Source organism: Pseudoalteromonas sp. SWXJ133, assembly GCF_015864365.1.
In the GTDB taxonomy this organism is placed as follows: Bacteria; Pseudomonadota; Gammaproteobacteria; order Enterobacterales; family Alteromonadaceae; genus Pseudoalteromonas; species Pseudoalteromonas arctica.
Window position 1 is genome coordinate 1 of the sequence record NZ_JADYXJ010000018.1, and the last position, 12818, is coordinate 12818.

Here is a 12818-nt window from a genome sequence, read left to right on the forward strand (position 1 = left end):
AATATTACCGGAGAAAAGAAAGCGAAAAGCTTATCCGCGAACGGTGCTCGCAAAGACACAAAAATATCCAGTTAGGTATAAACGAAAAAACACCACTCGTTCTTAAACGAGTGGTGTTAGACCACTGGTCACCCTTTTTGCTTTTTAACTACTGCTTAATTACCGCTTAACTCACGATTTGAAAAGTTGGTATTAATCAAGCTCACTATAAATACGTCTGTTTTCTTCTTTAGTAAGTGCAATAACTTCTGTTTTAGAGATGTAATCTTGCAGTGCTTTTTTGTTTTTAAAATCTACTAACACCACCAAATTACCTAAACCGAGTAAAGCGCTAACGCTGCGGATAATTGATTGCGGCCAGCTAATTAAATTACCCTCAAGAGTTTGTACTTTTAAACGCCATGCACGCATGCCAATGGTTTGCCCGCTTTTAGTCCAAAAGTAGCCAAAAAATACTAAGGTAACAATAATTAAAAGAGCGGTACGAATACCCGAAAGAAGATTTGAGTTCTGAATAAAGGCAGATACATCCTCTGTGCCATTTAAACTAATTACATCGAGAGAAATAAGCCCTTGAACGGCAAATAAATACAGCACTACAGTTAACATCGCAAACGCAATAATGGCTAACGTATCGTAAACTAACGACGCAAAACGGCGCCAAAAACCAGCACGTGGAAACTCATCCGACATAAATACACTCTCACTATTAATATGCGAGCTAGTTTAGCAAAAAAGCTTACAAATACTAAGACATGTTAATGCTTAGAGAGGGAATTGATTTTATTGCTTTAAGTTATTACCTACAGGGGAAATGAAAAAGACCCTGCTATTGGTAGCAAGGTCTTTTAATTTATAGCGGATTTAACCTAGCTTGATAGCAAGGTATTTGATGTCGTCACCACTTATTTGCGGTAAAAAATAAATATCGCCGTATTTAAAATACTGCTGCGAGTTAATTATTACGGCCTGTGCTGCCTGAGGCAATGAATCGTAAGTTTGGCCCAAGCTATAATCATTCACATTCCCCACTTTTATTGCCTGATTAAGACGGGTTGGTGGCTCATCAACCACTGTATAACCGTCATTATTTGCGACGTAATACACGTTTTGATATGTGTAGTAGGTGGTATTGTGATGCTTAAAATGCCTGTAATTTCTTGGTAGCGTATTTATACGCAGGCCTCTAGGTGGCGTAACTACATGGTAGCCTCTTTTAGCTTTACGGTAGTAAAGGCCGTCGTTAAACGTAAACGAAATACCATTAAATCTAATCGATGCGCTATTGCGTGGTAAATGGTTTATAAATCGATTTTGTCTGTAAGCGACTGAATTATTATGGTTTGTTAAGTAGTTATATTTGCGCTGGTTGTAGCGGTATTGTTCACGCTTTTCCTGCTTGTACTTAGCAAGTTTACGTTTTTCTTGTTTACGGTCTTCTCGTTTTTCTTTTTTATGCTCAATACGCTGCTTTTTTTCATGGCGGCGTTCATCGCGTTTATATTCAACACGTTTGTCGTGGTCACGTTTAAAGCTTTTATCATTCTCTCGCTCGTTTTGTGCTCCAAGCGCAGAGCCTGATACTGCGCCAATGGCGAGCAGTGCAGGTAGTAAAAAAGTAAGTTTCATAGTATTGCCTCGTTTATGTTTTTACATAACTGGGTTCAATACTAGCGGTTCAAACTGAATGTTAACTGACATACAACAGCAAACGGAGCTATGCTTACAGCTTTTTACATTTTACTGACGGTTCTTGACATAATCTCTAGTTTTTGACGATTTTTAAGGGTAATTCTGTTCTTTTTAAGGGGGGGGGTATTACGAGAGATATTTTAATAATATTGCTATTAAATTATGTGTTTGGACTTTTTTGTTGTGCTTAGAAAACGTTATTTCCGTGCATTTTAGATGGGAAAATACCAATAATAGAGTTTAAATAGTGTAAAAAGCTAAGTTTGCGGCGCGTTGTTTATTGCCGCAAACATGACTTTATATTTTAAAGTACGCATTTATCTTTTAATAAATTTAAGGTTAGGGTGATACGTTATGACATTAACTTTAACAAATGCTGTGTTATTAACGTTTCTTTTAACAACTTTAACGGGAACGTACTTGATTACCTTAGTCTGGTTAATTTTTTTCAGTTCTCGTTTTAGCTGAACCTTTTTATATTCTTGCTTTGTATATCTATCATGTGGTGCTGCAAATGCAGAACTAGATAAAGTGCCAATAACTAATAGTGCAGGTAGTATAAATGTAAGTTTCATAATATTGCCTCGTTTGTGGTTAACATGGCTAGTATTGACGTTTGAAACTGAATGCCAACTGCATATAGGGGCAACTGTAGGGAGGCTTTACACCCTTTTACTTATCTTTACTATTCTTGACGCTAATACCAATCCGCAGTAATACTTAATCAATTTGAGAGATTCAATCTAACGCTAACTCTATTAAAAAATGACTGATATATGGCTGCATAAATGCAGAAGGTAGGGCAATGAAAGAGCAATTGTCGAGAACAATTAATAACAAATTCAGCAGTGTTATCAACACCTTTTCTTACTTCAAAACAGGCAGCTTAATTAAGCTACCTGGTATAAAACCGTATTGGTTCTATACCAATTCCATATATCGTTTAGGTTGACTACTTTTGATAAAAAGGATAATCGCTATAACCTACTTCAGTACCGCCATACATAGTGGCTGCATCGGCCTCGTTAAACGTCCAATTATTCGCTATACGCTCTGGTAAATCAGGGTTAGCTATAAATGGGCGACCAAATGCAAATAAGTCACCGTAACCTTCACCTAAAATACGCACCGCTTTTTCTACTGTGTATTTACCAGCATAAATAATGCGACCTGAAAATTCAGCTCGTACTGCTTTATAAAATTCTTGTGGTAAATCAGGAGCATTTTCCCAATCAGCTTCCGCTATTGATAAGTAAGCAATGCCAGCTTGCTCAAGCACTTTAACGGCTTGTACATAAGTATGATGAGGGTTTGATTCAACAAGTCCTAGATACACTCGTGTTTCATCTGTGCTTTCAAATAAAGGAGCAAAGCGAACACCTAAACGATCAGAGCCTACAACGTCACTTACCGCTTCAACTATCTCTTTTAAAAAGCGCAGACGATTATTAAGCGTTCCACCGTATTGATCGTCACGGTTATTAGTATGTTCAGAAATAAACTGATTAACTAAATACCCGTTAGCACAATGAAGCTCTACGCCATCAAAGCCTGCTTCTAGAGCATTACGTGCAGCTTGCGCATACATGTTTACCAGCTCGCCAACCTCAGTAGTACTTAGTGCACGGGGGGCACTTGGGTCAGCCAATGCGCCTTCACCAGGTGCGGTTTCAATAAATACTTTTACATTGTCAGCAATAATATCTGAAGGGCCAACCGGTTTACCTGAATTTGGTTGTAGCGTGGTGTGCGATACGCGCCCTACATGCCAAAGCTGAGCAAAAATAACACCTCTTTTAGCGTGTACCGCGTGTGTTACTTTTTTCCAGCCTTCAATTTGTGCTTGCGAGTGAATACCTGGGGTCCAAGCGTAACCTTGTCCACGAGGTTCTATTTGTGTGCCTTCGGTAACCATAAAACCAGCCGATGCGCGCTGTGCATAATACTCAGCCATTAATTCATTAGGAATATTGCCAGGCTGAGTACTACGAGAGCGAGTAAGAGGTGGCATCACAATACGGTTTTTAAGTGTAAAAGGGCCAAGCTCAATTGGTGAGAATAAAGGGGCGGTATTAACTAATTCTGATTTCATTTTAAATTCTCTTATAAAGCAAACAAAGGCTTAAATAGTGGTTAAGCAACATTGGCAGCATAGAGATTTAAAGATACAATTTGAAACAACACTTTTTTGTGCAGCATACAATTATGAATGGTATTAGTCGGCTCGATATAAAACAGTTAAGAGTACTCAGTAGCTTATTAGAATTGCAAAATCTTTCGCAAGTAGCCAAAAAAATGGGGTTAACGCAACAAGCTATTAGTGAGCAACTACGAAAACTACGAGACTTATTTGACGATCGCTTGTTTATTCGCCAAGGTAATAACATGGTTGCTACTCCTAAAGCGCAAGGACTCAAGGCGCCTGTTAATCATATTTTAAAGCAATTAGAATCGTTACTAGAGCCCGAGCTGTTTAGTCCGCAAACTTATAAAGGTGTGTTTACCATAAGCGCAACCGACTACGCCACGCAGGCTTTACTACCGCAATTATTTAATATTACCCGCCGCGAAGCGCCAGGTTTAAAGCTGATTGTGCGCGACTTTGCATCCGACAACGTTAATCAACTTATAACGGCCGGTGAGCTTGATTTGCTGATAAGCTTTCCAGAATTTATACCCGACAACCTTTCTTATATCACTTTGTTTGAAGAACAGCATTTGTGTATTACCGGTATAGGTAATACTACTTACACTGAGCCTTTGAGTTTGGCGCAATTTGCAAAGCATTCACAGCTAGTGGTGTCGCCATCGCGCGCTAATTTGCGTGGTTCGCACGATCAGTGGTTTGAAAGCCAAGGGCTAAAACGTAATATTGTAATGTCGGTACCGAGTTTTTCAGCAGTGCCCGACATTTTACATACTACTGATATGCTCGCGTTTTACCCATCAAGATTATTACCAAACAGCAAAGTTAAACAGCTAAAAATAGAAGCTCTGCCTCCTACCTTTAAAGTAATAGCCGCATGGCATCCTCGTACCAATAACAGCCCAATCCATAAATGGTTGATAGAGCAGCTGCAAAACTTATAAAATTCTTAGAAATGCAACGAGATCTAAACGCTCTTGCTTAGTTAATTTTAATGGTTTTAGTAGTTTCGTCGTTTTAGGAAAATGAGGATCGTTTAACTGGGTTTTTCTGGGCTTAGGTCTTGCTCCACCATGGTTGTACATGCTTACTATGCCCAGTAGATCATCAAAAAGCCCATTGTGCATCCAAGGAAATGTTTGTGTTAAACCAAGTAGAGAATGGGTTCTAAATAACCCTATATCACTTGGATTATTTGTAAAATTAAACCGGCCTTTATCTTCAAAACTACGGCCGTAGTAATGAAGGCCAGTGCCATGAAATTGGTTGTCACTTAATAGTGCGCCATTGTGGCAAGTCATACATTTTGCTTTGGTTCTAAATAAATGTAATCCGTTTAATTCACTATCTGATAAGCGTCTAACCGCTTTTTTTGGATTACTCTGAACCTCATTAATAAATGATTTAAAACGAGTATTAGGTGCAATGAGTGTTCGCTCAAATGCAACGAGGGCTTCTGCCATTTGTGCCATGGAGAGCGTATTTGAATTAAAAGCACTTTTATTAAATGCCGTATAGCTTTTATCTTTATTGACCCGCATTAAAGCTTTTTGTGGATCTAAGTCCATTTCAATTGGATTGCTAATGGGCATAAGTGCTTGTTGCTCAGCTGTTTTAGCGCGACCATCCCAAAAAAAACTTTGCCACTGATCTATACCAAAAATTGCAGGGGTATTACGGGTGCCCACTTGATCATTTATACCGATTGCAGTGGCACGACCATCATGAAAACCCTTATCTCGTTCATGACAACTTGCACAGCTTACGGTTTTATCGCGTGAAAGCTGTGTATCATGAAAAAGCTTATTGCCAAGTGCAACGTGCTCTGCCGGTGGAGTGGCTATTGGCAATAGCGAAAGAGGCTCAACTATACGTCCGTCACTGGTTTGAATTGGGGGCCAATTTACTTGGCTCTTACTATACAAACCACGTAGCTCTTTGTCGCTGTATTGTTGAGCGTGCATACTAAGGGGGAGTAATAATGTTATTAAACCAAGTAGCTTAATCATATTTATAAGTTACTCCAAGCCAAAACATTCGGCCAGGCTCAATGCCCGCGGCTCCTTCGTTTACATTGTAAGTGCGTGCGTTTAAAAGGTTAGATACATCAGCGCGTATTTCTACGTTGTGTTTTTCACTAATTTTAGGATTATATCGTAAGCTTAAACCGACCATAGTACGGGCGCGAATAACGCGTTGCTCATAAATATCCACCAAAGTAGATGTAATAGGGCAACTTATACAGCTCTTGTCTAGCTCAACGCTTTCACTTGCGCCTGTGCTAACAGCTGTATCAAAGCTGCCACTATAGGTAATGTTCAAGCCTGTACTAAGTGAATCAAGCCAGTCAACATTCCAACCCATAGCACCGGTTACGGGAGTTCCAAAATTGGTGCGAATTTGAGATAACTGGCTAAGTGTAACGAGCTCACCTTCCTCTTTAGCATTAACGTAATAAACTAGCTCATCGAGAGGGGTGTTATTTGCGGTTGCATTGTAACTGTCGTTTGACACTTTATTTTGCGCATATGAAGCATTTGCCCAGAGTGAATGTGCTTTAAATTGTGCACTCCATGCAATCGAGTAACGCTCAGAGCTACCTGTACCGCTGTTTGTTATTTCAATATATTTGAAGCCATCTTCACTTGGCGTATCAGCAGTTGAGCGAGACAATTGTTGATGCTTTTTCCGTTTTACATACTTAAGTGAAAAGTTACCAATTTTTTCAAATGAGTGAGCTATACCAAAAGCTAACTCGTCATCAAAAGGTGTTTGCACATCGTTAAAACGATATTTAAATGCGCCAGTGTAATTAGAGGGTAACCAGCCTTGTAAGTAGCCGTTTTCGATAGGGCGGTATTCGTTATACGAAAAGCTTTGTTGCTCTTTTATTTTATAACCAATAATTCCTGAATCATAATAACGGTTTACGCCTGCGCTTATTATTGTACGTCCATCATTAAACACATCGTAACCAAGCGAAATACGCGGGGCTAAGTTATGATTTTTTAAAAAATCATCATAGTTATAGCGTATTCCTAAGTTAATATTTACATGACCAAGCGTTAAATGATCGGTCATATATAAAGCGCTACGGTTAAGTCCTACATTTATATATTCAGCAGGTGTAACTTTACGACCATTAAAATACTGTGCAGTACTTACAATGTTATCGCTATAAGCTGCAATATGTTCAGGGTTATTAAAATCAATACTCCTTCCCAATTGCTCGGTAAGTTGCTCTATAGAAATAGCAGATTCAAGCGATTGGCAATCAAGCGTGTAACCGCTGCAATTAAGTGGTGCACTGGCGCTTGACCAAATAATAGGAGAGTCGTATGTGTAACTATTTTGAAAACGTTCACGTTTCACTTCTTGGTGTATAAGCTCTATACCAGCTTTAATATTGTGCTCTACACTCAAAAATTTAAACGTATTAAAATCGAGAGTGTTTTTCCAACTAGTGGTCAACTGTGTGTTATCGATCGCCCCATATCCACCTTGCTTTGAGTAACGCGTATTAGATAATCCTTGGTCCGCAAATTCTCCCCATTGCTTTCCTTTTGCCTGCAACCAATTATAAAAGTGATCTGGGGACTCTCGACTGCTATCGCTTAAATTTACATTAAGGTTACTGTGCCATGTAGCAAAGCTTAAATTTTCTGTTAACGATATTACGCCGCCCACTGCTCCACCTTCTAAGTGAAAGTTACTGTCTTTGGTATCAACAATAAAGTTATCAACTTCGTAAGGGGCGTACATTAAACTAATATCAAGCTGATCGACCCAGCCATTTTTGTATCCATATTTAACTAATGCATTAATATTTCGGCGACTTTGCGTTTTTGGTTGACCCAGTGAAAAATCACTAATGTCGCTGGTAAGGTAATTAACGCTTACCATAAGTCCGTGGCGTTCATTGAGTTGTTTATTGGCGCTCAATGAGTAACTTATTTTTTTAAACTCAGGGGCTTCTAGCGCTTCATCATCAACATTTCGTTGTCCAGACTCTTCATCAGCTTTAAGAAAATGGTATTCTCCCCAGCTACTTTGATTCCCACGCACACCAAAGCTAAAGCTGTCTTTTGCAAAAGCACTTTTGGTTTTAGCATCAACAATCCCGCCTGAAAAACCACCAAATTCGGCTGGAATGTTATGGTCGTACACGGTTATTGATTCAACAATATCTGAATTTACATTCATGCTTTGCACACCGCCCGACACATCATTACTGGTAGCTGTAACTCGCGTAGCACTGGCGGGATCAATACGGTTGTTGTAGTTCATGCCATCAATCGAAAACCCTGTTTGCCAAGGTTGCGCGCCAGAAATAGATATTTCGGGTGCGCTAATTTCAGCCAAGCTTTCAATACTAAAAGCGTCGTTACTGAGTTGTACTCCAGGAAGGAGGGCAATTAACTCATTTATATCCCCATTACCTTTAGCGGTCGAGGTTATAAAGTTACGGTCGAGGTATGAGCGACCAATTACTTCAGGCACTTCAATACCTATGTACTGACCTTTTACTTCTATGTGTTCTAAGGCTTCACAACGTTTTTTTTCTTCATTTTGTAAAGTACTGCATATGGGTTTTGACTGGTCGGTCTGCTCTTGCTCGTTCGCTGCATAAGCGTTTTGGGTAAGCAAAAGCAGACACGCTAAGGTGCTAGGTGTCTGCATTTAAATCTCTTAATTAATTACCAAGTGGAGTACTGTCTTCGCTATCAATAATGCCGTCATTGTCGGCATCTTGATCGGCTATTAAACCTGAGGCTGTTATGTCGTCTTCGCTTACATTTGGTAGGAAAAAGTTAGGAAGTCCGTCGTGATCGGTATCTACACTGGCAACTGCTTTTTCTCTAAAGTCATCACGGGCAGCTATTAAACTTGCCATTTCAGTATAAAGGTTGAGTTTATCTGCTGAGCCATTTACGCTATTTTCAATTAACGAAATTGCTTTAGCATTATCACCAAGAAGCACATGAGCAGAAACTAAGTCCATCATATTACTTTGTAATGCGGTGTCTGAAAGCGCAGTAATGCGTTCCTCTAAAGTATTAATTAACGTAGACGTTGGTGCTTTAAATCCTTGGTATTTAGCTTCATAGTCATTAATGTTTTGAGCATTAGCCCCCATAGATGACAACGCACTGTAAATAGTGAAATACCCAGTTTTAGGCGCTTCAATATCTAAAATATACTCTTTTAAAAGCTCAACTAGATCGGTTAATTGGTTGCTATCAAACTCTGAAATTAAAGGCGTAATTTCTTCAACCGATAAAGTAAATGTGTCTAATGCTTGTGTTGAATAACCCGCATCAATCATAAAACCAAGTGTTTCTAAGCGGTTCTCAAAGCGATCTTCAGGGGTTTCTAGTTCTGATATATAGTTAAGTAATTGCGTATATATAGCTGGGATATCATTCGTTGAGCCAGATCGAGTTAGCGTCATTATTACATTGCTATGAACTGAAATTTGGCTGCTAGATGAGAGTGTTTGTAGCTCACCGCTTTGTAGTTTTTCGAGCATAGTAATGCACTTTTCAGCTTGAACTTTTTCATCCATACCAACGCGACCGCTTATTTCAACAAAAGCAGAGCAGCCTCTAAAACCAGTAAGATACGTTGCATAACTCTCGGCTTGTATGTACTCATCTGAAATAAGTAAATCACCGGCATAATTCATTACTTGTTGAGCTAAATCATTTCGATTAAATTGGCTCAAAATAAGTGCAGTACCAGGTAAGTTTGTAGTATCGGTTAACCCCTGAAATAGCACGTTATATTCATCTTTATCTTTAAAAGGTTGAGCAACTTCATCGAGTACTGTTGTGGTATCTTCGCCTGCTAATAAACGCTGCGCCACAATAAATGAAACCATTGAGCGTTGTGCAAATGATTGCTCCCACTCAGATGTAATTAGTTCATATGCAGGGTTTTGAGTTGTGTCGTACAGCGCCTCGATAAGTGTAGCCAAATTACTTAGTGCATACGGGTAGTAGCTAAGAGTTGCTTGTGAATAAGGTGAGGCAGCATAATTATAATTACTATCGAAATTAGTAATACCATAAAGAGCGAGTGCTTTATTAGTATATTCACGGGCAAGTTCTAACTGATTAGTTTGTAATAAAAACTCTGCCGACCATGCTAAATATAGTATACGAGAGCGGTGAGTTGGCTCTCCTTTATAATCACCATTTTTTGCTATTACGTAGCCTGTTTTATTACTTAATTGAGCGAACGATTTGGCGAATAACTTTGCAGTTTCTAAGTTTTCAGCAGTGGGTGTCGCTGCATATGATTCAAGAGTTGAGCTTGCAGCACTTGAAAATGCAGTAATAAAGTACCCAAATGTAGTTGTAAACTCATCCTGTGCTGCGTTTAATGCATAGCCTTCAATTTGTTCAATTAAGCTAGTTGCTTGCGACAGTTGTAATGCATCTAAATAGTCTCGTGTAATAGTTAACAACCAAGATGCATCATTTCTGTCTATATTATCCAATCCTTTTTCAGCAAGGTATTGGTTATAAGATGTTAAAGCTAGCTCTCTATATTCTATAGCTTGCTCAGAGCGATTAATCGTATCCAGTGCACTGGCTACTTTTAGAAGCCCATCGGCATAGGCTGTTTGCTCATTAATGAGTAATAAATACTCTTGTGCGGTAGTTAAAAAACCAGCGCGCGCATAAGCTGCAGCTTGAGTTTGATAAATACTATAACGAGATAGTTCATCGTTAATATTTTCTGTTATTAAATCGGCTTGTTTTAAATGAGACTTATCTGAGCTGTAGTAGTAGTTACGTTTGTCTTCATTTGTTACATAAGAGGGGCTAAGTGAAATAGTCGCAGTTAATGGCTCACTTATAATGCCGTCGGTATAACTAACGGTAAATTCATCATTTTGCGTAGTGAGTGTTTGTGCCTCATAGCTAAATTCACCAGTTTCACTATTTATAGATATTACACCACTACTTGGCGGTGTAAGTAGCGTAATGCTCACTGCATCGCCATCAACATCACTAGTATTTATTTTACCTACACTTGTTGTTGAGGTAGTAAATGTAACATTAGTTGTTGAAATAGTAGGTGCATCATTAATGTTTTCAATAATAAAACGTACAACAACATCAGCGCTTAAACTGCCGTCACTTGCTGAAATAGTCGTGCTATCTTCACCAAAAAAATCAGCGTGTGGTGTGTAAGTAAATTCACCATTAGCCTCTAATGTAATAATGCCGTTACTTGGCGATTGCGCCAAAGTATAACTAAGCGGGTCGTCGTCAGTGGCTGAAACCTGTCCTGAAAAAGCGGTATCTTCATTAAGCGTAAAACTTAAATTTGATTGGGTAAATAATGGTGCACTGTTGCCCGAGCCGCTTCCACAACCTGCTAAAGCGAGTGCGCATAAAATAGGGGTAAATTTAATAAGTCTGTTCATTATTGTTAATATTAGAAGTTAATAATGTTGCGAATGATAACGCATATCAATTGTGTTTCACAGTTCAAGGTCGGTATTTATGTTAAAAATAAGAATGTTACCTTTAACTAATCAAGGGTTTAAAAAGTAAAGAGACGTTAAAGCAGAAAGGTGTATAGCTAATGTAAATATTTTAAGTTCAGCTAAAAAGTATTTATATACTTAACTAATGAAAGCTTTTCTCATTATTAAATGTAGGGGCTGAACAAAATTACCACCTATAAAATAGCTTAAAATATGAGTTTGCATCGGCTTAGTATTTTTAATAAATTTATTAATCAAAATTAAATAGGTTAATGCCATTTAACCTCTCCTTAACCCTCGACCGAATAAGCTATGTGCAATGGTATGAATTAGGCATAGTTAAATGGTTTATTTTAAAAAGCACTCAACCGGTTTTTTACTTGCACTTAGTTGCACACTTGCTGCATGCAGTAGTCAGCCAAGCTATCAAGGTAATAGTACTGAGCAGTCGCTAAAGCAACATGCAAACTGGCAGTACACGCAAAGTAACGCACAGCAAGTAAATTACATTACCGATTTGGTGAATATAGAAGGGCTTGATTCGCTTATTGATCAAGCTGTTACTAATAACCCATCGTTTAATCAAGTGCATGTTGCATTAAAACTAGCTTATGCGCAGCGTGATGTAACCGCTGCAAGTCAGTGGTTTAGTGTAGATGCAGGATTTGACGCGCAGCGCAGTAAAACCGAAGGTACGCAATACAGCTCATCAGTAGGTATAAGCTGGGAAGCCGATATATGGCAAAAAATTGCTGACAACGTAGCCGCGCAAGATATGACTATTGCCAGTAATCAAGCTACTTATCAAGGCGCTAAAGACACATTAGTAGCGAGTGTTATTCGTACTTATTTAAATATTATTTTGCAGCAAAATTTGCTCGATATAGAGCAGCAACGTTTAGTTGTTTTACAAAATAATGAGCAAAGTATTGTAGAGCGCTACCAATATGGGTTAGGTGATTTAGAAGCGCTTGATACCGCCCGTACTAGCACGGCATCTACCCGCGCGACCATTGCCGATTATCAAGAGCAAATAGCAAAAGCAAAGCGTGCTTTAATGCTAATTGTAGGCACTGATAAACTTCAAAACCTGCCAAGTAAATTAACACTGCCAAGCGTTATTGAGCCATTAAGTACATTACCAGAGCAAGATTTGGCACGCCGACCTGACTTACAAAGTGCCTATTACAACATTCAGGCAAAGCATTACTTGGTTGATGTATCGTACAAAGAGCTACTACCGAGTATTTCGCTTTCGGCATCACTGAGTGATTTAGCAAGCACGCCAAGCCAAGCATTATTAACTAGCCCTGTGTGGAGTTTATTGGGGAGTTTAAGTGCCCCTTTATTTGAAGGTGGAGCACTGCGTGCGCAAGTTGATATTGCAAAATTAAATGCCGAGCAAGCGTTTTGGCAGTACCAAGATACGCTGCTAAGTGCGGTAAACGAAGTTTGAAAATGCACTCGGGCAGGAGCAAT

Annotated in this window: 9 protein-coding genes; 2 read left to right on the forward strand and 7 right to left on the reverse strand. The window is 38.9% G+C overall.

Going from position 1 to position 12818, the window contains the following annotated elements; translation table 11 throughout:
* Window positions 1-192: 192 nt before the first annotated feature.
* From I6F40_RS13255 to I6F40_RS13270, 4 genes are all read right to left on the reverse strand, one after another.
* On the reverse strand, window positions 193-693 hold the full coding sequence (locus I6F40_RS13255) for an RDD family protein (protein WP_166378172.1): 501 nt from the start codon (window positions 691-693) through the stop codon (window positions 193-195).
* Between the two features lie 171 nt (window positions 694-864).
* Window positions 865-1629: a DUF6515 family protein gene (locus I6F40_RS13260; protein ID WP_024589716.1), complete on the reverse strand. Its 765-nt coding sequence runs from the start codon at window positions 1627-1629 to the stop codon at window positions 865-867.
* Window positions 1630-2009: 380 nt separating this feature from the next.
* Window positions 2010-2267, reverse strand: a complete 258-nt coding sequence (locus I6F40_RS13265) for a hypothetical protein (RefSeq protein ID WP_166378170.1) — start codon at window positions 2265-2267, stop codon at window positions 2010-2012.
* 377 nt (window positions 2268-2644) lie between these two features.
* The gene (locus I6F40_RS13270; RefSeq protein ID WP_166378168.1) at window positions 2645-3784 is read right to left on the reverse strand and encodes an alkene reductase; all 1140 of its coding nucleotides are present in this window, start codon (window positions 3782-3784) and stop codon (window positions 2645-2647) included.
* An 80-nt stretch (window positions 3785-3864) separates the two neighbouring features.
* On the opposite strand from I6F40_RS13270, the gene I6F40_RS13275 reads away from it, so the two are divergent.
* Window positions 3865-4782: a LysR family transcriptional regulator gene (locus I6F40_RS13275; protein WP_197152594.1), complete on the forward strand. Its 918-nt coding sequence runs from the start codon at window positions 3865-3867 to the stop codon at window positions 4780-4782.
* On the opposite strand, the gene I6F40_RS13280 is transcribed toward I6F40_RS13275, so the two are convergent.
* Genes I6F40_RS13280 through I6F40_RS13290 form a run of 3 tightly spaced genes read right to left on the reverse strand, consistent with a single transcriptional unit; the run spans window position 4777 to window position 11276 of the window.
* Window positions 4777-5847: a cytochrome-c peroxidase gene (locus I6F40_RS13280; protein WP_166378166.1), complete on the reverse strand. Its 1071-nt coding sequence runs from the start codon at window positions 5845-5847 to the stop codon at window positions 4777-4779. The two genes, I6F40_RS13275 and I6F40_RS13280, sit on opposite strands and share 6 nt — an antisense overlap.
* Window positions 5840-8518 carry a TonB-dependent receptor plug domain-containing protein gene (locus tag I6F40_RS13285; protein ID WP_166378165.1) on the reverse strand — a complete coding sequence of 893 codons (2679 nt, stop codon included), beginning with the start codon at window positions 8516-8518 and terminating at the stop codon, window positions 5840-5842. Before I6F40_RS13285 ends, I6F40_RS13280 begins: the two co-directional genes overlap by 8 nt.
* 13 nt (window positions 8519-8531) lie before the next feature.
* On the reverse strand, window positions 8532-11276 hold the full coding sequence (locus I6F40_RS13290; protein ID WP_197193047.1) for an Ig-like domain-containing protein: 2745 nt from the start codon (window positions 11274-11276) through the stop codon (window positions 8532-8534).
* A gap of 406 nt (window positions 11277-11682) precedes the next feature.
* Here I6F40_RS13290 and I6F40_RS13295 point away from each other — a divergent pair, with 406 nt between their 5' ends.
* Window positions 11683-12795 (forward strand): TolC family protein, encoded by a 1113-nt coding sequence (locus I6F40_RS13295; RefSeq protein ID WP_269435499.1) that lies wholly within the window; start codon window positions 11683-11685, stop codon window positions 12793-12795.
* Window positions 12796-12818: the final 23 nt, after the last annotated feature.